The organism is Marinithermofilum abyssi (genome assembly GCF_014641195.1).
GTDB lineage: Bacteria > Bacillota > Bacilli > Thermoactinomycetales > DSM-45169 > Marinithermofilum > Marinithermofilum abyssi.
Window position 1 is genome coordinate 278,333 of sequence record NZ_BMHQ01000001.1, and the last position, 24,276, is coordinate 302,608.

General features: G+C 53.7%; 27 protein-coding genes. 1 reads left to right on the top strand and 26 read right to left on the bottom strand.

The window, feature by feature from the left end; all coding sequences use genetic code 11:
• Positions 1-16 precede the first annotated feature (16 nt).
• The 3 genes from murA to IEW70_RS01340 all read right to left on the bottom strand — a co-directional run bounded on the left by murA (position 17) and on the right by IEW70_RS01340 (position 2,404).
• Entirely contained in the window at positions 17-1,318 is a 1,302-nt protein-coding gene (gene murA / locus IEW70_RS01330) for a UDP-N-acetylglucosamine 1-carboxyvinyltransferase (RefSeq protein ID WP_188646126.1), read from the bottom strand.
• A 20-nt stretch (positions 1,319-1,338) separates the two neighbouring features.
• Positions 1,339-2,076 (bottom strand): YwmB family TATA-box binding protein, encoded by a 738-nt coding sequence (locus tag IEW70_RS01335; protein WP_188646127.1) that lies wholly within the window; start codon positions 2,074-2,076, stop codon positions 1,339-1,341.
• An 85-nt stretch (positions 2,077-2,161) separates the two neighbouring features.
• Positions 2,162-2,404, bottom strand: coding sequence for a DUF1146 domain-containing protein (locus IEW70_RS01340; protein WP_229751720.1), 243 nt, complete (start codon positions 2,402-2,404; stop codon positions 2,162-2,164).
• Positions 2,405-2,572: 168 nt separating this feature from the next.
• Between IEW70_RS01340 and IEW70_RS01345 the strand changes: the two genes are divergently transcribed.
• The gene (locus tag IEW70_RS01345; RefSeq protein ID WP_188646128.1) at positions 2,573-2,914 is read left to right on the top strand and encodes a DUF2512 family protein; all 342 of its coding nucleotides are present in this window, start codon (positions 2,573-2,575) and stop codon (positions 2,912-2,914) included.
• Between the two features lie 204 nt (positions 2,915-3,118).
• Here IEW70_RS01345 and IEW70_RS01350 read toward each other — a convergent pair whose 3' ends face one another.
• The 23 genes from IEW70_RS01350 to glyA form a co-directional block, all read right to left on the bottom strand.
• Positions 3,119-4,630 (bottom strand): NADH-quinone oxidoreductase subunit N, encoded by a 1,512-nt coding sequence (locus IEW70_RS01350; protein WP_188646129.1) that lies wholly within the window; start codon positions 4,628-4,630, stop codon positions 3,119-3,121.
• 3 nt (positions 4,631-4,633) lie between these two features.
• Entirely contained in the window at positions 4,634-6,142 is a 1,509-nt protein-coding gene (locus IEW70_RS01355) for a complex I subunit 4 family protein (RefSeq protein WP_229751722.1), read from the bottom strand.
• A complete protein-coding gene (gene nuoL / locus IEW70_RS01360; RefSeq protein ID WP_188646131.1) occupies positions 6,142-7,998 on the bottom strand; it encodes an NADH-quinone oxidoreductase subunit L in 1,857 nt (618 codons plus the stop codon). Before nuoL ends, IEW70_RS01355 begins: the two co-directional genes overlap by 1 nt.
• A gap of 83 nt (positions 7,999-8,081) precedes the next feature.
• Entirely contained in the window at positions 8,082-8,387 is a 306-nt protein-coding gene (gene nuoK, locus IEW70_RS01365; RefSeq protein WP_188646132.1) for an NADH-quinone oxidoreductase subunit NuoK, read from the bottom strand.
• Entirely contained in the window at positions 8,387-8,893 is a 507-nt protein-coding gene (locus IEW70_RS01370) for an NADH-quinone oxidoreductase subunit J (RefSeq protein ID WP_188646133.1), read from the bottom strand. The genes nuoK and IEW70_RS01370 overlap by 1 nt, the downstream gene beginning before the upstream one ends.
• The gene (nuoI, locus tag IEW70_RS01375) at positions 8,893-9,309 is read right to left on the bottom strand and encodes an NADH-quinone oxidoreductase subunit NuoI (protein WP_188646134.1); all 417 of its coding nucleotides are present in this window, start codon (positions 9,307-9,309) and stop codon (positions 8,893-8,895) included. The genes IEW70_RS01370 and nuoI overlap by 1 nt, the downstream gene beginning before the upstream one ends.
• Positions 9,310-9,351: 42 nt before the next feature.
• Positions 9,352-10,326 (bottom strand): NADH-quinone oxidoreductase subunit NuoH, encoded by a 975-nt coding sequence (gene nuoH, locus IEW70_RS01380; protein WP_188646135.1) that lies wholly within the window; start codon positions 10,324-10,326, stop codon positions 9,352-9,354.
• Positions 10,326-11,423, bottom strand: a complete 1,098-nt coding sequence (locus IEW70_RS01385) for an NADH-quinone oxidoreductase subunit D (protein ID WP_188646136.1) — start codon at positions 11,421-11,423, stop codon at positions 10,326-10,328. The genes nuoH and IEW70_RS01385 overlap by 1 nt, the downstream gene beginning before the upstream one ends.
• Before the next feature lie 5 nt (positions 11,424-11,428).
• A complete protein-coding gene (locus tag IEW70_RS01390; RefSeq protein WP_229751723.1) occupies positions 11,429-12,256 on the bottom strand; it encodes an NADH-quinone oxidoreductase subunit C in 828 nt (275 codons plus the stop codon).
• Positions 12,253-12,771, bottom strand: coding sequence for a NuoB/complex I 20 kDa subunit family protein (locus tag IEW70_RS01395; RefSeq protein WP_188646137.1), 519 nt, complete (start codon positions 12,769-12,771; stop codon positions 12,253-12,255). Before IEW70_RS01395 ends, IEW70_RS01390 begins: the two co-directional genes overlap by 4 nt.
• Positions 12,762-13,136, bottom strand: coding sequence for an NADH-quinone oxidoreductase subunit A (locus tag IEW70_RS01400; protein ID WP_188646294.1), 375 nt, complete (start codon positions 13,134-13,136; stop codon positions 12,762-12,764). The genes IEW70_RS01395 and IEW70_RS01400 overlap by 10 nt, the downstream gene beginning before the upstream one ends.
• A gap of 452 nt (positions 13,137-13,588) precedes the next feature.
• The gene (locus tag IEW70_RS01405) at positions 13,589-13,993 is read right to left on the bottom strand and encodes a F0F1 ATP synthase subunit epsilon (RefSeq protein WP_188646138.1); all 405 of its coding nucleotides are present in this window, start codon (positions 13,991-13,993) and stop codon (positions 13,589-13,591) included.
• A 26-nt stretch (positions 13,994-14,019) separates the two neighbouring features.
• Positions 14,020-15,429: a F0F1 ATP synthase subunit beta gene (atpD, locus tag IEW70_RS01410; RefSeq protein WP_188646139.1), complete on the bottom strand. Its 1,410-nt coding sequence runs from the start codon at positions 15,427-15,429 to the stop codon at positions 14,020-14,022.
• 57 nt (positions 15,430-15,486) lie between these two features.
• Positions 15,487-16,344 (bottom strand): ATP synthase F1 subunit gamma, encoded by an 858-nt coding sequence (gene atpG, locus IEW70_RS01415; protein WP_308423116.1) that lies wholly within the window; start codon positions 16,342-16,344, stop codon positions 15,487-15,489.
• A 117-nt stretch (positions 16,345-16,461) separates the two neighbouring features.
• Positions 16,462-17,976, bottom strand: coding sequence for a F0F1 ATP synthase subunit alpha (gene atpA / locus IEW70_RS01420; protein ID WP_188646141.1), 1,515 nt, complete (start codon positions 17,974-17,976; stop codon positions 16,462-16,464).
• A 29-nt stretch (positions 17,977-18,005) separates the two neighbouring features.
• A complete protein-coding gene (locus IEW70_RS01425) occupies positions 18,006-18,551 on the bottom strand; it encodes a F0F1 ATP synthase subunit delta (protein WP_188646142.1) in 546 nt (181 codons plus the stop codon).
• On the bottom strand, positions 18,548-19,036 hold the full coding sequence (atpF, locus tag IEW70_RS01430; protein ID WP_188646143.1) for a F0F1 ATP synthase subunit B: 489 nt from the start codon (positions 19,034-19,036) through the stop codon (positions 18,548-18,550). The genes IEW70_RS01425 and atpF overlap by 4 nt, the downstream gene beginning before the upstream one ends.
• A 93-nt stretch (positions 19,037-19,129) precedes the next feature.
• Positions 19,130-19,351: a F0F1 ATP synthase subunit C gene (atpE, locus tag IEW70_RS01435; RefSeq protein WP_188646144.1), complete on the bottom strand. Its 222-nt coding sequence runs from the start codon at positions 19,349-19,351 to the stop codon at positions 19,130-19,132.
• Between the two features lie 29 nt (positions 19,352-19,380).
• A complete protein-coding gene (gene atpB / locus IEW70_RS01440) occupies positions 19,381-20,130 on the bottom strand; it encodes a F0F1 ATP synthase subunit A (RefSeq protein ID WP_188646145.1) in 750 nt (249 codons plus the stop codon).
• Between the two features lie 19 nt (positions 20,131-20,149).
• Entirely contained in the window at positions 20,150-20,524 is a 375-nt protein-coding gene (locus IEW70_RS01445; RefSeq protein WP_188646146.1) for an ATP synthase subunit I, read from the bottom strand.
• Positions 20,525-20,663: 139 nt separating this feature from the next.
• Positions 20,664-20,879: an AtpZ/AtpI family protein gene (locus IEW70_RS01450; RefSeq protein WP_188646147.1), complete on the bottom strand. Its 216-nt coding sequence runs from the start codon at positions 20,877-20,879 to the stop codon at positions 20,664-20,666.
• An 823-nt stretch (positions 20,880-21,702) separates the two neighbouring features.
• Positions 21,703-22,332 (bottom strand): uracil phosphoribosyltransferase, encoded by a 630-nt coding sequence (gene upp / locus IEW70_RS01455; protein WP_188646148.1) that lies wholly within the window; start codon positions 22,330-22,332, stop codon positions 21,703-21,705.
• Between the two features lie 493 nt (positions 22,333-22,825).
• Positions 22,826-24,103, bottom strand: coding sequence for a serine hydroxymethyltransferase (gene glyA, locus IEW70_RS01460; protein ID WP_308423112.1), 1,278 nt, complete (start codon positions 24,101-24,103; stop codon positions 22,826-22,828).
• Positions 24,104-24,276: the final 173 nt, after the last annotated feature.

Sequence of the window (24,276 nt, forward strand, 5' to 3'; positions counted from 1 at the left end):
CTGTAAATAGGATCTATTAAGCATATGAGTGCTGTACACTGGGCTTCTCAGCATCTTCTTCTACGGTTACGCGCTCGATATCGGCACCCAGCGCTTTCATTTTTTCCACCAAGCCCACATATCCCCGGTCGATGTGGCGCAACTCGGTCACTTCCGTGGTGCCTTCGGCCACCAGTCCGGCCAGCACCAGGGCAGCGCCTGCACGCAAGTCGGTGGATTTTACTTGGGCGCCGGAAAGGGGATGACCTCCTTCGATAAGTACGCTGCGGCCGTCGATTTTCATCTTGGCCCCCATGCGCTTCATCTCTTCCACATGCATGAAGCGGTTCTCAAACACGGTCTCCGTCAACATACTGTTTCCATCGGCAGTCAACAAGAGGGCCATCATCTGGGACTGCATATCTGTCGGGAATCCAGGATACGGGAGCGTTTTGACGTCCACCGGTTTCAACGAACCTTCAGCCCGGACATGAACTCCGTTCTCTCCTTCAAGGACGTGCACGCCCATTTCCCGCAACTTGGCGATCAGCGGGTTCAGATGATCGGTGATCGCTCCTTCCACAAACACCTCGCCCCGGGTGATCGCTGCCGCCACCATGTAAGTTCCCGCTTCAATGCGGTCGGGGATCACGCTGTATTCTGTACCGCGCAGAATATCGACCCCTTCGATCCGGATGGTGTCGGTGCCTGCCCCCCGCACATTGCCGCCCATGGCGTTGATGAAGTTGGCCAGATCCACGATCTCCGGTTCGCAAGCCGCATTTTCGATGATCGTGCGGCCTTCCGCCAATGCAGCGGCCATCATGATATTTTCCGTAGCACCAACGCTGGCAACGTCCAGATAAATCCGGGCACCGCGCAGCCGATCGGGAACGCGCCCTTCAATAAAGCCCTGTCCGATTTCAAATTCGGCTCCCATCGCTTCGAACCCTTTCAAATGCTGGTCGATGGGACGGCTGCCGATCGCGCAGCCTCCGGGCAACGGAATGCGCGCGTGCTTTTTACGGGCCAAAAGCGGACCCATTACCAAAAAGGATGCTCGCATTTTACGGACCAAGTCGTAAGGTGCCTCTGTGCTGTCTACTTGTTCCGCGTTGATCCGAACTGTCTCCTCACCCAGTTCAGCCGGCACCCCCAGGCTGTTGAGCAGTTTCGAAATCGTTTTTACGTCTTCCAGCAAAGGTACCTCACGAATGAGGATCTCTCCACGGGACGCGAGGATGGAGGCAGCGATAATGGGCAGAACGGCGTTCTTGGCACCGTGGACTTTCACCCGTCCTTTCAATCGCTTGCCACCCCGTACGATGATCTTTTCCAAGACTCTTCCCTCCGCGTACACTAGTATTCTATGGTGATAATCGGGGTACCCAGGGTGATGATGATCTTTTGATTGTCATAGCCGTCCTTGGCCGCTGCCTGGACATTCATCGTCCCGCCTCGCGTTTGAAGTCCCCCGGACAAACGGGGGGTGTACGCAGAAACGCTGATGACCCGGTCGGTCTTCATCGCTTCCACTTCACGGGCTTGCAGACCGCCTAATACCTTTTGAAGCAAGGCGGTTTTTTTGGAATACTGCCCCTTCTGAACCGAAAGACTGCCTTGGATGGAAAAATGAGTGCTTTTATTCAACTGAAATCGTTGCAGCTCACGGTTCAAACGGTTTTTGGCATTCAACAACGAGACGTCAGGATGTCCTTTGCCGGTGATTTTGACGGACACATAAGGGTACACCCGTTGCTGGTCAGGCTCATCGTTGATAACGGTCAATTCCACCTGGAGGTTTCGTTCCCATGTGCCCGATGCACTCCATCGCTTCCCTTCAACCACCGGTACTTGAACCGGTTGGTTTAACCCCCATTCGTGAGCCATTCGGTTCACCCATTGAGGGATGGCATCAGAAGATTGCGGCTGGTTCATCCGGCTCCCGTAATGCAACATATAGAGCTCCGCCCGGGCTCCGGTCGCATCAAAGGCATGGATCAGCGAGGATTCTGTCTGGGAAGATGGAGCAGATGCCACTAAAAAAGAAGATACGCACAGCATCAGACACATATGAATCGTGGATTTGAAAAACATGATTTTCCTCTCCCTGCGCTCTTTTCCTCCATTGTTAACTGCTCAGAGAGAGGATATACCGTTTGATGACGATGAGTCCGTGTTTTTAGAACAGGTTTCCAACCATACGGGACCAGCCCGTATAATCGATCAGAAACGTAGCCAGCCCATGTCCCAGTACGATGGACAAAATGATGTACAATGCTTTCGCCTGTATACCGTCCGGATCTCGCAAAAAAGCATCCAGCCGAACGTTCATCAACACCCACCAACTCAACCCGATACACAATAATGACAGAAATGTGTTGACGAGTGCAGTGACGCCGAAGCTTGTCGCTCCATCCATCATGCTATGCACTCCCTAAACCATTAGTTCGCGTAGTTCGCGATATTCCCATGTTAACGTAAAACCAGGCAGAAAGCAAAAGGTTTCACAAGTTTTTGTCAGATAGAAACACCTCCCCGCGGGCATACTAAAACGGAAACTTCAAAACAAGCGAGCTGATGGGAGATGTGGGTGCATTTTGCTTTGAAATTCACAGCCATTGCCATCGTGCTGATCGTGCTGAATCCATTGCTGGTGGAAATTAACATTGAAAACTGGGAACAGCTTTTAGCCGCTTCCGTGATTTTAGCAGCGATTGTTACCTGGCTGGATCAGCGGCTGCTGGAATCTTTCAGCCAGACCACCTCCGCACTGATCGACCTTTTTGTCGCAGCTTTGGTGCTGTATGGACTGCAATTTTTGTTACCGCTGTATTATATGGATTCTTCCGGAGCACTGACTGCCGGCCTCTTGATTGCTTGTCTGGAATGGCTGCACCACCGCTCGCTTTTGTATTGGCGCCGGCGAAGGTGAGGAGACCGAATCGTTTCAAACCTCTCCAGACGGATGATGCTGCTGAAAGCGACGGAACAAAAGAGACTCTTCTTCCAGCTTCATGACAAACCTGTCAGAGAAAGTTCTTTTACCCGTCGCTTCATTTCCGACGTCGCCTTTCCTATTTTATGATTGTTCATCAAACCAACGGTTTTCGATGAAGAACGGCGATGCCTTTAAGGGTTACGGTCCGGGAGGACCTGCGTTAAGCGGTGTCAACGCCGACATCCACTGCAAATCACCGATCCAGTGAACCGCCCACTCGGGAACCACACCTAATCCCACAGTCCCCAGAATCCCGATCACCAAGAGTAACGCCGGTACCATGGGTACACGCATCCTATCCTTCGATGCGGGCGGCCGAAAGTACATCTGCCGGATAATTCCGAAGTAGTAATAATAGGAAATCACCGTGGTTCCCACCATAATTCCCGCAATCCAGAAGTGCTGGGTAGACAGAGCGTTCATCAAAATATAAAACTTGCCGAAAAAGCCAGCGGTTACGGGAATCCCCGCCAAGGAAAGAAGGAATACGGTCATGGCAGCAGCCGTCCCCGGCGAGCGGCGAGACAGACCAGCAAATCCGCTGATATTGCCGTGTCCGGCTTCCCTTTCGAGAAGTGCGGCTACCGTAAAGGCACCCATCGTCATCACGAGATAGGCGATCAGATAATAGAAGGTACTTTCAAAGAGAACCGCCCCTAACGTGGACAACGGAACCAGGAGATATCCCGCATGCGCTACACTGGAGTAGGCCAGGAGACGCTTGGTGTCGGTCTGGTGCAACGCAGCCGTGTTGCCGATCACCATCGATAACCCGGCTAACACCAGCAGAACTGGTTCCACCACTTGCTGCCAGATCTGCATTTGGTACAAGAAGATATAGCCGACCAAAACAATCCGCAGGACCAAGGCGAAGGCGGCTGTTTTGGAAACGACAGCAAGAAAGGAAGTGACAGGGGTTGGTGCCCCTTGATACACGTCCGGAACCCACATATGAAACGGAGCGGAAGCGATTTTAAAACCAAAGCCCAGCAGCATCAGGAACAGAGATAACAAAACGAAAGCGTCATAACCGGTTTGGTAGGCTTCCACCAAACGCTGCTGGATCGTATATAGGTTGGTGGAACCCGTCAGACCGTATACGAAAGACATCCCGTAGAGAATAAAGGCGGAGGCAACCCCTCCCTGCACCACGTATTTCCAGGCCGCTTCGTTGGAAGCATACCGTTCCCGGTGAATGCCGGCCAGGATATAGGAGGAGATACTCAACAGCTCCAGCCCCACAAACAGCGTAATCAGATCCGCCGAGGAGGTCATGATCATGGCTCCCAGCGCAGCGGCCAACAGGAGATAATCGTATTCTCCCCTGAACCGGATTTCCTCTTGCCGAACCCCCCACGCCGACAGCAAGAATACCAGCCCGACTCCCGACAGCACCGCCGTCTTGAATGCCAGGGCGAAATCATCTACTCGGTACGTATCTCCCAAAATCTCGTAGGGTTGTTGTCCGAAACGGGAAACTGTAAAGAAGATTGCGGCAATCACTGCCGCCAAACTGAACCAACTGAAGAAACGCCGGTCCGTATTCTCTCTGAGAAAGAGATCCGCCAGGGAAAGCAGGGCCGCCGCGGCAGCGATGATGATCTCCGGTGCCATCACGGTCCAATCATAGTCCAAGAGTACTTTCTCCATCGCCTACCCTCCCATCCGGGATATTATGGTTTGCAAGGTGAGTTGCATCGGCTTTCCAATCACATCCGGATACACCCCGATCAACACGATGAAAAAGAGCAACACCAGCATGGGAACGGCCTCTGTCCACCGGCTGTCCTTCACTCGTTCCCGACCCGCATGCAAGGGGCCGAAGGTGGTCTGCATCACGGCACGCAGGGTATAAACCGCCGCCAAGATCAGGCCCAGCGTACCTGTAGCCGCCACCCACGGGCGGGTTTCAAACAAGCCGAGAAAGGCAAGGAATTCACTGACAAAGCCGGACATGCCCGGCAGCCCCAACAACGCCATCCCGCCTGCCAGGAATATTCCCGACAGCACCGGCATTTGTTTGGCCAAACCGCCCAGCTGATCGATCTGCGTTGTTCCTGTTCGTTCATAGAGTGCCGCGATGAAATAGAAGAGCAATGCTGAGATGAACCCGTGGGAAACCGACTGGAAGACTGCCCCTTGCAATCCGTACACATTGAGGGAAGCGATTCCGAGTAGGATGATTCCCATGTGACTGACGCTGGAATAGGCCAGTACCCGTTTGAGGTCCCGCTGGGAGAAGGCCAGCACCGCCCCGTACAGGATATTGACCAGACCGAGCCAAGCCAACACCCCGGCCGCTGCCTGCGTCTGCACAGGAAAAAGCTCCACCCCGAAGCGGATCAGCCCGTAAGCGCCCATTTTCAGCAAAACGCCGGAGTGGATCATCACTACGGCAGGCGGTGCCTCTGCGTGAACCCGCAGCATCCAGGTATGGAAAGGGAATATGGGCAACTTGATGCCAAAAGCGATCACCAGGGCGATAAAAATCCCCCACAGCAGCGTATCGCCTCCGGACTGGGACAACTGGGCCAGAGCGCCGGAATGATGCATTACTTCATGGAGTCGGGAAAGTTCCAAGGACCGGAACAAGATCAAGAGGCCCATAAAAGCCAGCAGCATACATGCCGATCCCAACCCGTTGTACAACAGAAACTGGATGGCCGTTTTTTCCCGGTTGACATATCCCCAGATTCCAATAAGGAAGAAGGCGGCTACCAAGGTGATTTCAAAAAAGAGAAAGAACAGAAACAAGTTGCGGGCCAAAAAAACGCCCATCATCCCCACTTCCAACAGCAAAAAGAGGAGGAAGTATCCCTTTTGTCGCTGGCGAATGTAGAGGGAAGCCAGCGCTGCCAACGTGACGATCACGCCGGTAATGGCCACTAGCGGCATGGACAGACCATCGACGCCCATGCTGTACTGAAAGTCCCATTTCTCTCCAAGCACGGGCAAATAGAACCAATGTAAGGAATGGGCGAACTGAACGCCATCTTTCCCTGTGTCAAAAGACACGTAAAGGAGCAAGGACAATACCAACGAAGGAAGGGTGGCCAGCACGCCGACCCATCGGATGGCCGCTGTTCGCTCCCGGGGAATCCACAACAGCACCAGTACACCCAACAATGGAGCCCATGTGATCCAACTCGGCAGCATCTCCATCAAAACAACCTCCCCGCAGCCAGTCCGATCATCAACAGAACCAACCCGATCACGCTGATCAAAGCGTAGGTCTGCACCTGGCCGTTTTGCAACCGTGTGCTGACACGGGCTGCCGTCTGCACCGCCGCCGTTGCCAGCCGGACCAGCCCTTCCACCACATAACGGTCAAATCCACGCAAAAAGATCGAAAGCCCCTTGTAAGGGAGAGCGATGACCGCAGCATATCCTTCATCCACATAGTATTTATGGAGCAACACCCGATACCCCCAAGGGGCTCGTGCACGCCATTGCTCAGGGGAGACAGACTGCTTGACGTACATGCCCCAGGCCAATGCGATGCCTGCGGCGGCAATACTCACGGTCAACAGCGGCAGCCAAACTGGGGCCGATCCATGGCCGGCGGGAATCCCCGTTTCCTCTGTCAGCCAATGACTCAACCATCCCCCCGGAAACTCAGCAAACCCTGCCAGCAGAGCAAGTGCCGCCAACACCCCCATCGGCCACATCATGCCGGAGGATACGGGCCCCGGCTGCCCCTTGCCCCGGTATTCCCCGGCAAAGACCAGGAAAAAGAGACGGAACATGTAGAAGGCGGTGAAAAAGGAAGCCAAAACCCCTACCGCAAAGACGCCCCACCGCCCGTCCTGCCAGGCGGAGAGGAGAACTTCCTCCTTGGAAAAAAATCCGGAAAAGGGAGGAATCCCGCTGATGGCCAGGCATCCGATCAAAAAGAGAACGCCTGCTCCTTTGTGCCTATTCCACAGTCCTCCCATCCGGCGAATATCCTGCTCATGGTGAAGGGCGACGATCACCGCGCCTGCTCCCAGGAACAGGAGGGCTTTGAAAAAGGCATGGGTCATCAGATGAAATACGCCCGCCGTATAACCCGCCGATCCCAACGCCAGCATCATGTACCCCAGCTGGCTGACGGTGGAATAGGCCAACACCCGTTTGATATCGTTTTGAACCAGACCGATGCTGGCCGCAAACAGGGCCGTGAACGCCCCTACATAGGCCACGGTATCCATGGCAACCGGGGAAGCTTCAAACAACGGAAAGGTGCGGGCTACCAGATAAACCCCGGCCGCCACCATCGTGGCGGCATGAATTAATGCACTCACCGGCGTCGGACCTTCCATCGCGTCCGGCAGCCAAGTATGTAAGGGGAATTGACCCGATTTTCCCACCGCACCGGCAAAGATAAGGAGTGCGATCAGGGTAACGATCCCGGCTTCCACTTTACCGTCCTGCACCGCCTGGATCACCCCGCTGATCTCCAACGTCCCGGTATGCCAAAACGCCAGGATGACAGCGATAAACAATCCGACATCCCCAATCCGCGTAAGGATAAAAGCTTTTTTGGCCGCCGCTTTTGCCTCCGGCTTGTAATACCAATACCCGATCAACAAGAAGGAGCAGACGCCGACCAACTCCCAAAAAATATAAAACTGCAGCAAGTTGGGAGAGATCACCAAACCCAACATGGAGAAGGTGAACAAGGCCAGATAGGCGTAAAACACCGAAAATCGTTCATCCCCCCGCATATATCCCCGGGAGTACACGTGCACCAAAAAGCTGACCAGGCTCACAATCAACAGCATCAAGGCATTCAACCGGTTGACTTCCATTCCCATGGTAATCACCGTGTCTCCGAGGGAAAGCCAAGGAATCTCCATTTTTCTTCCCGTTCCCCCCGGCACGACAGCCAGTACCCCCAACGACCACACACAAGCAGCCAACACGGCGATACTTCCTACCCAAGCGGCAACCCCTTCTTTCCACCTTCGTCCTCCCGCCAGCAGCAGAACAAAGGCGGCCAAAGGAAGCAGGGGGATCACCCACGCATTTGCCAACATGGAATCACCCATCCTTCAGTAGAATGTGTCCAAGCTCATTTGCATCCTTGTGCTTCATGCCCCGTACCGTCTCGGGGGAATCTTTATCCCTTCAGGGAATTCATCCGGTCTGCTTCCACCGTGCCACGATTGCGGTATAAGGCAAACAGGATGGCAATCCCGATTGCAGCTTCCGCTGCCGCCACTGTGATGGAAAACAGCGAAAACACTTGCCCCACCTGGGAAGGATGCAATCCAAACTTGGAAAAAGCCACCAGGTTGAGGTTGGCAGCATTCAGCATCAACTCGATGGAAAAGAGAACGATCACCGCATTTCGTTTAGTCAGTACCCCGTACAAACCGATACTGAACAAGATCGCGCCCAAAGCGAGATAAGAAGTGACCGGCATTAAGCATCCCGCTCCTTTTTCGCCAGAATAACGGCCCCCACCAGCGCGGCCAACAACAGGACCGAAGTCAACTCAAAGGGAATCACGTACTGCTTGAACACCCACTCCCCCAGATTGGCGACCGTATATTTCGCTGTCTCCGCCTTGCCGCCGGAAAAGGGTGTATGATAGATCACCCACATGATCACGCCGAAAAAGGCCGCCACTCCCACAAAGCTGAGCAGTTGATGGCGGGAGCGGCTGTCGGAGTGATCGGAGGTGCGGTGTTTGGTCAACATGATCCCAAACAGCATCAAGATGGAGACGGCCCCCGTATAGATCAGCACCTGCACGGCTGCCACAAACTCGGCATGGAGCAGCACATAGATACCGGCAATGCTTAAAAATGTAAAAGCCAGCGCCAACACCATATGCACGACACGGGTGAAGTGGATCATAAACACGGCTCCGCCGATGGCCATCACCGACAGCAGGAAAAAGGCGAGGAATTCTCCGTTCCATTGCATCACTGCGACCCACCCCGGATTTTGGTGTTATTGTCATGCAGCCATTCCATATCTTTGAACAATTCATCCCGGCTGTAGGCGGCCAACTCAAAATTGCGCGTCATAACGATCGCTTCCGTCGGACACACTTCCGTGCACAAATCACACAAAATGCAGATCTCGAAGTTGATGTCGTAGGTGTCGATGATTTTTCCCCGTTTGTTGGGATCCGGATGCTTACGGCCGGTCAATGTGATGCAGTCCGTGGGACATACCCGGGCACACTGGTTACAAACGATGCACTTCTCCGGATCAAAATGCTGAATACCCCGAAATCGCTCCGGCATCTTGACCGGTTCATCGGGATATTTGTACGTTACTTTTTTCTTGGTCATGTTTTTCAGGGTGACACCCATTCCTTTCAAAAGACCCAGCATGGCTTTCCCTCCATTTCCGGGAAATAACTTCTGTACGACGGTTTAGTAGTAGGACCCGATCCCCGGAATCTCTTTTAACAGCGCCGATAAAAAGATGTTGAACAGCGCCAGGGGCAAGAGCACTTTCCACCCCAGCTGCATCAGTTGGTCCACCCGGATCCGGGGCAAGGTGGCCCGAATCCAAATCAGGGTGAATACAATCAGGGAAAATTTCAGCAGAAACCAGATCAACGGGGGGAGAAAAGTAAACCCGAAAAGCGGGTTCCATCCGCCCAGGAACAAGACCGTGGTCAATGCGGACATGGCAAAAACGTAGACATATTCCGCCAACATGAAGAAAGCAAACCGAAAGCCGGAATACTCGACGTGATACCCTGCCACCAGCTCCGACTCCGCTTCCGGCAGGTCAAAGGGCGTCCGGTTCAACTCCGCCAGCGAAGCGATGAAAAAAACCACGAACCCGATAAACTGGGGAACGATGAACCACATCTCCTTTTGAGCCTCTACGATCCCCGACAGATTCAGGGTTCCCGCAGCCATGATCACCCCGACTAATGCCATGACCAGCGGAATTTCATAGCTGATCATTTGCGCGGCGGAACGCATCGCCCCGATCAAGGCGTATTTGTTATTGGAAGCCCATCCCCCCGCCAAGATGCCGATGGTGGTGATGCTGGAAATAGCGATGAAGTAGAGCAGCCCCACGCCGATATCGGCAAATACCAGCGAATCCGTAAAAGGCAGGACTGCCACTACAGCAAAAGCCGGTACAAAAGCGATCACAGGCGCCAACTTGAACAGCGTTTCATCCGCTTTTTGCGGAACGATATCTTCCTTTAACAGCAGCTTCAACACATCCGCCACTGTTTGAAACAGGCCCCAGGGCCCCACCCGATTGGGACCGATCCGGCTCTGCATCCAGCCGATCACTTTCCGCTCGAACAAAATGGCCAGGGTGACAAATCCCAACACAACAAACAGCATGATGACGGGTCCGAGCCACATCCAGGCCTGCATCAGGCATCTACCTCCCCCAGCACGATGTCGATACCTCCCAGGATAGCCACCAGGTTAGCCACGTTTTCCCCTTTCAGCAGACGGGGCAAGATTTGCAGATTGTAAAAGGAGGGCCGGCGGAACTTCAGCCGATACGGTTTGTCTTTGCCCCTGCTCACCAGGTAGCAGCCCAGTTCCCCCCGAGGCGATTCCATCTGTACATATGCCTCCCCCTCAGGCACTCGAATCACACGGGGCACTTTGGCCATAACCGGACCTTCCGGGAACTGATCCACCGCTTGTTCCACAATCCGAAGGGACTGGCGGATCTCCTCCATCCGGCAGGTAAACTTATCGTAGAGATCCCCGTTTTTGCCCACCGGCACATCAAATTCAAACCGGTCATAGACCGAATAAGGGCGGTCCCGACGAAGATCCCAATCCACTCCGGCAGCCCGCAGATTGACACCGGACAAACCGTAATCGATCGCCTCATCCGCGCTGTATACCCCGATCCCCCGGGTCCGGTTCAGGAAAATCTCATTTCCGGCAACCAAATCCTCGTACTCCTTCAGCTTTTCGCGCATGTTAGAGATAAACGCTCGGACTTGATCCAGCCATCCCTCGGGTACATCCCACTTCACCCCGCCGATCCGCATGTAATTGTAGGTCAAGCGGGCACCGCACAGGTCGTTGAAGAGATCCAGGATTTGCTCCCGCTCCCGAAACGCCAACAAAAAGGGACTCATTGCCCCGATATCCAACAGATAGGTCCCAAACCAGACAAGGTGGCTGGCAATCCGATTCAACTCCATCACGATGACGCGCAAAAATTCTGCCCGTTCCGGCAGTTCCACCTCCATCAAGGTCTCCGCAGCATGGACGACGATATAATTGTTGGTCATCGCCGACAAATAGTCCATCCGATCGGTATAGGGAACGATCTGCGTATAGGTCAGATCTTCCGCCAGTTTTTCCGTACCCCTATGTAGATATCCGACCACCGGCTTTGCCTCTGTGATCGTTTCTCCATCAATGGTAATGACGAGGCGAAACACCCCGTGGGTACTGGGGTGCTGCGGACCCACATTGAGTAGCATCTCTTCTGTTCTGAGCATCCGGTTCAAACCCCCTCGTCGAAAGGTTCGTAATCTTTACGAAGCGGGTGCCCCACCCAATCATCCGGCATTAGGATGCGTCGCAGGTCGGGGTGTCCGGTAAAGCGAATTCCCAACAAATCGTAGACTTCCCGCTCGTTCCAATCGGCACCGGCCCACACGCAAGTAACCGAGGGAATTTCGGGATTTTCCCGTTCCGTTTTCACGCGAACGCCTACCGCATGGCGATGGCGCATGGAAAAGAGATGAAACACAACTTCCATATGCTCTTCATAGTCGACACCGGCCAGATTTTGCAGATAATCAAAAGCCAATTCCTCGTGCTCTTTGAGCAAACGGGCCGCTTCCAACCAGCGGTCTTTGGAAATGAAAAGGGTGGGGAGATGACCATTGGGGCGGTTGATCATCGCGTCCTCCACCGCCTCTTCACCAAGGGCTCCCCGAATGATGCGAACCCACCGGTCCAATACAGGCTGTTTAGGAGACGGCTCCGGCGGCTCCTTCTTCTTTTTGGCGGATGCCCTCCCCGGGATACTGCCCCCTTTGGCTGCTCCGGCGGCTTTGGCTTTGGCGGCAGCTGCCGCTTTTGCTTTGGCCGCAGCGGCGGCTTTTTTGGCAGCGGAATCCGCCGGCTGTTTCACATCGGAAGAATCAACCGTATCCGAATCGGTTTCTCCCTTTCCTTGCGACTGAACCGCGCCTTTCTGCTCATCCGGCTGATTGTCTCGTAAAAAACGGTCATTCCCTCCCTTGTGGGATTCCGTTTTCCCGGCCGGTTCCCCACCCGGATGGGTCTCATGCTGTTTCTCCTTCTCCCGGTCTTTCTCCGTCACGTGTCGGTCACCCTCTTCCCGGTTTTGGCTTCATAGCGGATTTTTTCTTGCAGCTTGTGGATCCCGTAGATCAGTGCCGCTGGATTGGGTGGACATCCGGGGATGTAGACGTCCACCGGCACGATCTGATCCACCCCTTTGACGACGGAGTAGGACTTCACATACGGTCCGCCGGCCGTGGCACAGGAGCCCATGGCAATCACCCACTTGGGCTCGGGCATCTGATCATAGAGACGCCGAAGCAAGGGGGCCATTTTTTTGGTCACGGTCCCAGCCACAATCATCACATCGGATTGCCGGGGAGAAGCGCGGAAAATGGTGCCAAACCGATCCAAATCATAATGGGCCGCACCGGTTCCCATCATCTCGATGGCACAGCAGGCCAGCCCGAAAGTCATCGGCCACAGGGAGTTGCTACGAGCCCAGGCTTTTACATTCTCCAGCGTCGTGGTGAAGACATTGCGTTCCAGCTCTTTATATTCTCCCACTGCGAGGGATTCCAGGTTCACTTCCATTCCAACACCTTCTTTTTCCAGGCATAGATCAGTCCAATGAACAAGAACAACACGAAAATCAACATCTCAACTAGGACAAACAGACCGACATCCTGCCGCAGGGTGTCATAAGCCACAGCCCATGGGTACAGGAAGACCGTCTCCACATCAAAAATGACAAACAGAAGCGCAAACAAATAATAGCGGACATGGAACTGCACCCGACTATCGCCGAAAGGATCCACACCGCTTTCATATGTGATTATTTTGGCCGCTGACGGGTGATGAGGCCGAAGCCAACGCCCTACGGTAAAAGCAGCTGCGGGCAGTGCCAAACCCAACAGAAAAAAGATCGCCGTCATTGAGTAATTTGCCCAGTATTCCATCCCGGTCACCCCATCGAATGAAATGCGCACCATGAGCCCTTGCCCCAAAAGGGAAGGGTGAATGTAAATATCTGTACACCTCATGATATAACCCGGAACTCATCCGCAGTTATAAAAATTGTTCCGCTTCTCTTACTTTTTGATTATACCAAAAGATACCTGATTTACCCACCCTTTTAAGCATGGCTGGTAATTCAAGATTCGATTAATGAAAAGGGGCGGGGGTGATCGGCGAAGACCCTTTGCGCTTTTTGTGAGATCGGAGACGGCCACACCGGACCCCCTATAACAAATGATCAGAGAGAACCAAGAAAATGACAGCGCTTACATATTGAATTATTTAAATTATAATATATATCGTTTATAAGTACAAAAAAATCACCCGTCTGGATGACATCCTATCAAAATGAAACAGGCAGCCTGAGAAGAGCTGCCTGTTTGTATCCTGCATATTATCGGGAGCGGGCCACTTTGATGCGGTTGATGGCTTTGTCCAAAGCCAGCTGCGCCCGTTTGAAGTCGATGTCTTCTTTTTTCTTGTCGGCCAGGCGCTTCTCGGCGCGCTCTTTGGCCGCCTCGGCCCGTTCCACATCAATGTCCTGGGGAAGTTCGGCTGTTTCGGCCAAGATCGTCACTTTGTCCCCGCGGACTTCGATAAAGCCGCCGCTGATGGCGACGAGAAACTCTTTTCCGTCCTTTTTGACGCGAACTGCTGTAATCTTCAGCGGGCTGACAAAGGGGGAGTGATGGGGCAAGATCCCGATATCCCCTTCTGCGGCCCGAGCGATCACCATCTCCACTTGTTCAGAGTACACAGTCCGCTCCGGTGTCACGATATCCAATTGCATGGTACTCACGGGCACTCTCTCCTTCTACGCCGGGATTAAACGAGCGTTTTCGCTTTTTCCACGGCTTCGTCGATGTTGCCCACCATGTAGAAGGCATCTTCCGGCAGGTCGTCGTGCTTGCCTTCCAGAATTTCTTTGAAGCTGCGCACGGTTTCTTTGACCGGTACGTATTTCCCTTTCATGCCGGTGAACTGCTCCGCCACGTGGAAAGGTTGTGCCAGGAACTTTTCGATCCGGCGGGCACGGGCCACTGTCTGCTTGTCTTCCTCGGACAATTCGTCCATCCCCAGGATGGCGATGATGTCCTGCAGCTCTTTGTAGCGTTGCAGCACTTCCTGCACACCACGGGCTACTTTGTAGTGCTCTTCGCCCACAACAGCCGGGGAGAGGATCCGGGATGTGGATGCCAGCGGATCCACCGCCGGGAAAATAGCTTTCGCGGCCAAGGCACGATCCAGGTTGGTGGTAGCATCCAAGTGAGCAAAAGTGGTTGCCGGAGCCGGGTCGGTATAGTCGTCCGCCGGCACGTAAATGGCTTGAATCGAGGTAACGGATCCTTTTTTGGTAGAGGTGATCCGTTCCTGTAGCTGACCCATTTCGGTAGCCAGGGTCGGCTGGTATCCCACGGCAGAAGGCATACGGCCCAACAGCGCGGACACTTCGGAACCGGCCTGGGTGAACCGGAAGATGTTGTCCACGAAGAAGAGCACGTCTTGACCTTCTTGATCACGGAAATATTCCGCCATAGTCAAACCGGTCAAGGCCACCCGCATCCGGGCACCCGGCGGTTCGTTCATCTGACCGAACACCATCGTGGTTTTGTCAATTACGCCGGAGTCTTTCATTTCGTGGTAGAGGTCGTTCCCTTCACGGGTCCGCTCACCCACACCGGCGAATACAGAGAGACCGCCGTGCTCTTGCGCGATGTTGTGAATCAGCTCCTGAATCAACACGGTTTTCCCCACACCGGCACCGCCGAAGAGGCCGATCTTACCACCCTTGGCGTAAGGGGCGAGCAGATCTACAACCTTAATCCCGGTTTCCAGGATTTCTTCCTGAGTGGATTGGTCTTCAAATTTCGGAGCCGGACGGTGAATGGAATACTTCTCTTCCGCTTTCACATCCCCGGCTTCATCGATCGGTTCGCCCAGCACGTTGAACACCCGTCCCAGGGTAGCACGGCCCACGGGAACGGAAATCGGTTTGCCGGTGTCCACAGCTTCCATTCCCCGAACCAGTCCGTCGGTGGAAGACATGGCCACACAGCGCACCATGTTGTCCCCCAGATGAAGCGCTGCTTCAACGGTGAGATTGATGTCCTGTTCACTGCTGGATTGGGCTTTGTATTCAATCTTGATCGCGTTGTTGAGCTCAGGCAAATGACCCCGTTCAAATTGAATATCCACGACAGGGCCCATCACCTGAATGACGCGTCCGGTGCTCATCCGTTTCCCTCCTCAGTCTTCAAGTCTTTCGCTTATCGTTTCAACCGGTCCCTCGGATTAGGAGAGGGCGTTGGCTCCCCCGACGATCTCAGCGATCTCCTGGGTGATGGCGGCCTGGCGCGCCCGGTTATATTGCAATCTCAGGTTGGCGATCATTTCGGTAGCGTTGTCGGTGGCACTGCCCATCGCCGACATCCGTGCGCCAAACTCGCTCGCCTTGGATTCCAGCACCGCACTGTAGATCAAGGTTTCCGCATACTGGGGCAGGAGTGCTTCCAGCACTTCCTCCGCAGAGGGTTCAAACTCATACAGCGCTTGAGTACCGGTCTCCTTTTGTTCCGTTACATCGCTCAAGGGAAGCAGCTGTTTTACGACGGGCCGCTGTGTTACCGGATTGATAAACTCGTTGAACACCAAGTACAGTTCATCGTAGTATTCCTTCGCGTACTGTTCCACCGCTTGCTTGGCGATGGTTTTGATATCAGCGAATTCCGGGGAATCCGACAGCCCGGTCACTTCCCCGATAATCGGATATCCGCGGCGTTTCAGGAAATCCCGTCCCTTGCGGCCGATCACGAAAATGGCATAATCATCGCTGCTGTTGTGTTTCTCCCGGATCGTTTTGATCAGGGAGCGGAGCAGGTTGGCGTTGAAACCGCCGGCCAAGCCCCGATCCGAAGTGATTACCAGATAACCGGTCTTTTTCACCGGACGGGAAACCAGCATCGGGTTCTGGATGCCTTGGGTGCCTGCCGCCACACTGGCGATCACCTCACGCATCTTGTCGGCATAAGGACGGGCGGATTCCGCCTTCTGCTGGGCTTTGCGAAGATTGGCAGCGGCGACCATTTCCATCGCTTTGGTGATCTGTTTCGTATTTTGAAAAGAGGAAATCCGCCGCTTGATGTCCCGCATGTTTTGCACGCATTCTTCACCGCCTTTCGTCCAGCGGCGCGGTCCCCTGTGATTCGGTCCATCGGTGTCCCAGACCGGTACAGAGGTCCCGCGGCGTTGGTTTCATCCTAAACGTTGTTATTTGGAAGGGGCAAAGGTTTTCTTAAACGCTTCGATGGCTTTTTTCATGCCGGCTTCGATTTCGTCGTCCAGCACTTTCTTCTCGCGGATCTGTTTGTACACATCGGCATGCTCCGCTTCCATGAAAGCGTGCAATTCTTTTTCAAAGCGGAGAATATCCTCCACCGCGATGTCATCCAGATAACCGCGAGTAGCGGTATAGATCGAGACTATTTGTTTTTCCACCGGCATCGGCTTGCCTTCATCCTGTTTCAGGATTTCCACAAGGCGCTCCCCGCGGGCCAATTTGGCCTGGGTGGCTTTATCCAAGTCGGAACCGAACTGGGCAAAAGCTTGCAGGTCACGATACTGGGCCAAGTCCAGCTTCAGGGTTCCGGACACTTTTTTCATCGCCTTGATCTGCGCGTCTCCACCCACACGGGAAACGGAGATCCCGACGTTTACCGCCGGACGCACACCGGAGTAAAACAGATCGGACTCCAGGAAGATCTGGCCGTCGGTGATGGAGATCACGTTGGTCGGAATGTAGGCGGACACGTCGCCGGCTTGGGTTTCAATAAAGGGCAGTGCGGTCAGAGAGCCGCCGCCTTTTTCATCGGAGAGTTTTGCTGCACGTTCCAGCAAGCGGGAGTGCAGATAGAAAACGTCACCGGGATAAGCTTCACGGCCCGGCGGACGACGGAGCAGCAAGGACAGCTCCCGGTATGCGGCTGCCTGCTTGGACAAATCGTCATACACCACCAGCACGTGTTTGCCTTGGTACATGAAGTGCTCGCCCATGGCGCAGCCGGCATAGGGCGCCAGGAACAGGAGCGGAGCTGGGTCGGATGCGTTGGCGGCCACGACGATGGTGTAGTCCAGCGCACCTGCTTTCCGCAGTTTCTCCACCACGCCGACCACGGTGGACTGCTTCTGACCGATGGCGACGTAAATACAGATCATGTCCTGATCTTTTTGGTTGATGATGGTGTCTACGGCAATGGTCGTTTTCCCCGTTTGCCGGTCACCGATGATCAGCTCCCGCTGACCCCGACCGATCGGAATCATGGAATCGATGGCTTTGATCCCCGTTTGCATCGGTTCATGCACGGATTTCCGGTCGATCACGCCGGGAGCCTCCGATTCGATGGGACGGTACGTGTCGGTTTCGATGGGTCCTTTACCGTCCAGCGGCTGACCCAGCGGGTTTACCACACGGCCCAAGAGGGACTCTCCTGCCGGTACCTCCATGATGCGGCCGGTCCGTTTGACTTGGTCGCCTTCCCGAATCTCGGTATAAGGACCGAGAATAACCACACCGACGTGGTCTTCTTCCAGGTTGAGGGCCAGGCCCATCACACCGTTGTGAAACTCGAGAAGCTCGCCGGCCATGACATTTTTCAAGCCGTGAACGCGGGCAATCCCGTCACCGACCTGGATCACGGTGCCGACGTCGACTACTTCGATGTCATCTTGATATTGCTCAATTTGCTGTTTAATAAGAGAACTGATCTCTTCCGGCTTGATGCTCATCTTTTCACCCCTATCCTTCCAGTCCGAATCTATCCCACATGGGTTTTGGCCAACTGTTTTTGAAAACGAGCCAGCTTGCCTCTCAGGCAGCCGTCATACAGCCGGTCGCCGATCCGAACGATCACCCCGCCCAACAGGTCAGAATCCACGCGATTGGTGATGTTCAGCTTTTTGCCGATCCGTTGTTCGAAGGCTTGGGAAAGTGCTTGCTTCTCCTCTTGAGAAAGCGGTGCGGCGGAAATCACTTCCGCTTCAGCGATTCCCTTTGCTTCGAAAACCAGCGCTTTATATTCGGCATAGATTTCGCCGATGATGGCTTCACGACCCCGGTCCAAAAGCAGATACAGGAGGTTGCGGCTGATATCCGACAGTTCACCGAATAATTGGTTCACGGTTTGCTTTTTCTGGTCCAGATTGACGGTGGGGTGAGACAACCAACCCCGCAATTCTTCCGATCCGGCCCATGTCTCAGCGATCCCCCGCCATTCCCGTTCCACCTGCTCCAGGAGTTGGCGTTCCTGGGCAGCTTCGAATAACGCTTTGGCATACCGTTTAGCTACCACCGTTTGGCTCATTGCAATTCGCCTACCTGCTCAAGATAGCGATCCACCAGCTTGGATTGATCCTTGGCATCCAATTCTTTTTCCATCATCTTGGAAGCCAGGAGCACCGAGAGGTGGCCCACTTCGTCCCGCAGCTGCTTCAACGCTTTTTCTTTCTCGGAAGCAATCTCGGCGGTCGCTTCCTGAATCATGCGTTCAGCCCGCTCTTGGGCTTGTTTGATAATCTCTTCCGCTTCCCGTTCTTTTTGAGCCTTGGCCCGATCCACGATCTCTTTTGCTTCTTGGCGGGCTTGATCCAGCGCTTCGCGCTGCTCGGCAACCAATTTCTCTGCTTGGGAACGGTTTTTCTCCGCTGTGGAAATCTGTTCGTCGATATAGTCCTGCCGCTGCTTCATTACGCCCAGCAAGGGCTTCATGGCGTAGCGGGTCACCAAGAACATCAGGACGATAAAGACTCCCAGTTGAAATAACATTGTCCCCCATGTGAACTCCAACATGCGCGCTTCACTCCCTTCGATTCCTTGTCACTGCGGTATCAACAGCAACGAAGGCGGGGTTTCAACAGACCCCCGCCGCCAGGATGCGACAGCTCATCCAATGATCTTGAACAGCACCAAGATCCCGAAGGCAATGGAGATGATCGGCAGGGCTTCTACCAGACCGAGAGTAATCATCGCCTGACCAAACAAGGTGCCCCGTGCTTCCGGTTGACGAGTAATCCCTTCCAGATAACGACTGAACAGAAGACCGTTACCGACACCCGCAGCCAATGCTGCCAAACCAATCATAATGCCACCAGCAAGAATACTCATTGAGTGAATCCTCCTTTAAATGTGTAAAATCAATGTTCATCTGATATTTTCTGGGATATATAAACGGTTGCCAGAACTGTGAAGATGTATGCTTGAATGGCGCCCACAAACAGCGAGAATGCCATCCAGATCAGGAGAGGTGCCCCGGAAACCAACGGGGTTCCGAATTTCAGCAGGATCAAGATCATGACCTCGCCTGCGAAAATGTTGGCCCAAAGCCGCATAGCATGAGTGGTCGGCTTGGCAACCTCATCGATCAGATGCAGAAAAACCATCCATTTAAACGGCTTGAAGTAGTGGGCCAGGTAATCTTTCGGGCTTTTCTTGATACCCAGGAAGTGGGCATACAGGGCAATCGCCAACGCCATGGCCACCGTGACGTTGATATCCGCCGTCGGCGATTTGAACAAGCCGACATGCCCGTGTACCTTTTCCAAGACATCCTCTGTCAAGCCCAACGCCGGAATCGGGTGATGGACTTCCGCCGACACCATCATGATAATCCCCAATTGGTTGGCAATCAGGATGAATAAGAAGAGCGTGAGGGCAAAACCCAGATATCTCTCAGCATTTTTGGCATCCAGAGTCATCCGGGTAATTCCGCGAGCAAACTCGATGATCATTTCCACGAGATTCTGCAGTTTCCCCGGACGCATTTGCAAACCGCGGCTCGCGAGTACAGTGAGGAGGAAAACCGCGACTGCCGTAAAAAGCGTGCCGATCATCACCGTCACGTCAAAGGTCAGCCCCAGAAATTCCACCTTCGGCGTCGCTTCCATTCTTCGTGTTCACCCCTTTCTACTCATTGCGTCTGGTACTCCAAAACTCAACTGCGATAAGAAGCACATAGCTGATCGGTAATCCCAACAGCAGGGAACGAAAATCGAACCACGCTGGGTATCGGGCCACCAATATAACGGAGAAGACAACCATCATTATGCGGTAGATCAGCCCCGTGCCCCCGCCTCTCCCTTTCCCCGACAACACTGCTTCCCCGTTGGTACGCACCTTTTTGGCGATGTTTATCACATTGTAAAGGCTTACCAATGCACCAAGAATCAAACCGCCGAAGAAGGGTTTAAAGGGAGTTGACAGCCACAATAAGGAGAAAATGGCAACAAAAACCAGAGAGAGGACTGTGACACGCCAACGCCTGCGCTCCAAAGCGATCATGTACTGTCACCCTTTTAGGTTCCTTGATGGACCTTCGGTTGGTTGGGGGGATGGCGAGGGGTTGACTTATCAACGCCGACATGTTTTATTAACAAATGCCGTGTTCGGGGACATCCATGAACCGCTTTCCAAAAAACGATTACTTGACAAACGACCGCAGCGTGTATATGGCGCTGCCAAATCCGGCAACCAACCCCAACAGCACACCCGAGGCAAGGAAAACGGGGTGCATCTGCCATTTGGCGTCAAGGAAACGTCCGGTCCAAGCGCCCGCCACAGTAAGCAGCACGACTTCCAAGCCCATCATACTGATGAGAGCGGCCATTTTCCAAGGGTTGTCCGTGTGCTTGTTCACAAAAAGGCACCCCCGTCAACCGGCGATTTCCAACTTTCCATCCGGAGGAACTACCGTCCCTCAACACCTGAGCCGGTGACCCATCAGTCTTCCCCGTTTCATACTACCGAAGCCCCAAATCGTTGTCAACGCATACCCCGGGATGGAATTTGAACACTCTGTCACAATTTTCATCTCATTCAAAAGGAAGCGTCAAATCCTTTCGCAACCCGAAGAAATACAGCGTGATTCCTTTGATTCTTCCGGATTCCGAGCGTTGCCACGGAATGGAAATTCCTTGGTATTTTTTTGTTCAAATGGAAATCCTGCAGCGCGAGAGACTTCTCCTGCTGAACAAACTTCTTGTCTGTTCCTAGAACTTTCAGCATACCCCCCGCGTGATGTTCGGCTTCTCAACTAAACCCTTCTCTTTAGACGGGGTAAAACGAGGAGACTGCCGATAAAAGGTACCCATCATTCCTTTTACTCATAGTTTGGTAATAGAAGGAGATTTGTATTCCCTGGCGCACCATTCGCAAATAAAGCAGAAAGCCCTTCTACCCATCGCTCCCTTTCCGACGTCACAGAAGTCAAACTGTCCGCTCCAAAATATAGCGTGACTGTGAAGTACTGCGACACCGTTCAAAAGCCGCTGATTGGGCAGAGGGGCATCTAGCTATTCATATGCACCTGTTGAACCTTTTTAGCAACGTCATCATTTCCTTGCGTCGCAATCCCGCCCGGTTCGTATCAGGCATCGCCGGTACGGCAGACGCATAACAGTCAGCTGTATCTCCCGTTGGAAAAGCCGTCGGCGCTGATCTTTTCCGGGTGTTCGAACGGCCTACCGTGTACCAAAGAGCCGGTCGCCGGCATCGCCGAGGCCGGGAATGATATAGCTCTTCTCGTCCAGTTTTTCATCCACCGCGGCGACGAAGATATCCACATCGTCATGGTCCTTTTGCACCCGCTCGATGCCTTCTGGAGCGGCGATAAGGCACATCAGTTTGATATTGCGGGCGCCCATCTCCTTGATCATGCGAATCGCTTCGGAGGCGGAACCGCCTGTCGCCAACATCGGGTCGATCACAATGAGATCCCGTTCACCGATGTCCGACGGCATTTTGGCGTAGTATTGCACCGGTTCCAGCGTTTCCGGATCACGATACAGTCCGATGTGACCCACTTTGGCTGCGGGAATCAGCTCCAGAATCCCGTCCACCATACCGAGTCCCGCCCTAAGAATCGGTACCAGGCCGAGCTTCTTCCCGGAAAGCACTTTGCACTTGGCCTTGGCCACCGGCGTTTCCACCGTGATCTCCTCCAAAGGCATATCCCGGGTAATTTCATAAGCCATCAGTGCAGCTACTTCATTGACCAACTCCCGAAACTCTTTCGTACCGGTGTTTTTATCCCGTATGTAGGTCATCTTGTGCTGAATCAGCGGATGATCAAACACGTACACGTTTCCCATTTCCCGTCACTCCCTTCAAATTCCCTGTACATTGTACTGGTCATTAACTGGTTTGTCCATGCGGCCGATCAGGAAGTTGGAGGGAGTTTTGCAGTATGTATGACCTTCCTTCGACCCCATGCCCCTTTCCCTATTTTCCCATCAAGAAGCTCTAATATGCTAGATCACAAACCTCTTAACCCAGCAAAAAGCTCTTCCTACCCGTCACTCCGACATCAAGCTATGATTCTCGCCGAAGCCCAAGCCCAAAGGAAAAGGTATATGTACTCACGGGCAAAAGCACCCAAAGACACGTCACGCTTTAGTTGCTTCGCTTCCAAGTCGTGCTATGGCTCTCTACTTGCCTATCCAAGCTGGGTACGTCGTTCAAAAGGCCATTTCTTGTAAAGCGTGCTCTTTTCTTCTGAACGGATGGTATCAGCAGCCTCAGGCTGTTGGCCCCTGGGGTCAACAGCCTGAGACAAGTCTGCCTGTTTTCACATGTACGATTCTTTTACACATCCAAGTCCGCGTACAACGGGTAGGTGCGGGTAAGAGAAGCGACGCGCTCCCGCGCTTGTTGCTGGGCTTGTTCGTCTTCCGGATTTTTCAGCGTCAATGCCATGATGTCGGCGATTTCCTCCATCGCCTTTTGGTCCATATTACGCGAGGTGACCGCCGGGGTGCCGATCCGGATTCCACTGGTGACAAAGGGGCTTTCCGGATCGAAGGGGATGGCGTTTTTGTTCACGGTGATGCCGATCTCATCCAACAAGTGCTCCGCCTGCTTCCCGGTCAGGTTGAAGTTGCGCACGTCGATCAGGATCAAGTGGTTGTCCGTACCCCCGGAAATCAGTTGGAATCCGCGCGCGGTCAGGGATTCGGCCAGATGAGCGGCATTGTCCACCACTTGTTGGGAGTAGGCCTTGAAATCTTCGCTCAAAGCTTCTTTGAACGCCACAGCCTTGGCGGCGATGACATGCATCAGCGGACCGCCCTGGATGCCGGGGAAGATGGACTTGTCGATCTGTTTGGCGTACTTCTCTTTGCAGAGGATCATACCGCCCCGGGGGCCGCGCAAGGTCTTGTGAGTGGTGGTGGTAACAAAATCGGCGTGAGGAACCGGGTTCGGGTGATGCCCCGTAGCCACCAGACCGGCGATGTGGGCCATATCCACCATGAAGAGAGAGCCGGCTTCATCGGCGATCTCTTTTAAGCGGGCGAAGTCGATGGTCCGGGGGTAAGCGCTGGCTCCAGCTACCAACAGCTTCGGCTTGTGCTTCAGAGCCAATTCCCGTACAACGTCATAATCGATGCGGTGGTTTTTCTCATCCACCCCATAGGAAACAAAATTGTACAGCTTGCCGGAGAAGTTGACCGGGCTACCGTGGGTCAAGTGACCTCCATGGGCCAGATCCATGCCGAGAACCGTATCGCCCGGCTCCAACACGGCAAAATAGACCGCCATATTGGCTTGAGCGCCGGAATGGGGCTGTACGTTGGCGTGTTCTGCGCCGAAAAGCTGTTTGGCCCGATCCCGTGCCAGGTCTTCCACTTGGTCCACATATTCGCAGCCGCCATAATAGCGCTTGTGAGGATAGCCTTCTGCGTATTTGTTCGTCAGCACTGTACCCAGTGCTTCGATCACAGCGCGGCTGACGAAGTTTTCTGACGCAATGAGTTCGATTTTTCCTTGTTGCCGGCCTAATTCTTGACTAATCGCTGCTGCCACTTCGGGATCTGTTTGTCTTACATGTTGCACATCGATTTCCTCCTTTTCCGCTGCCTTCATTCCCCATTGTAACAAAAGCGGAAGGGAAACCCGACCGCTTTTTTCTGGATATATCGTTTTATTTTCATTGAAAAGCTGCTCCAAACGCCTGATATCCGAACGATTGCGTATATATTTTTATTTTCGTTCGTTTACAAACCGGCAGCCTCTCTTTCTTTTCGTTTCGATTAAAA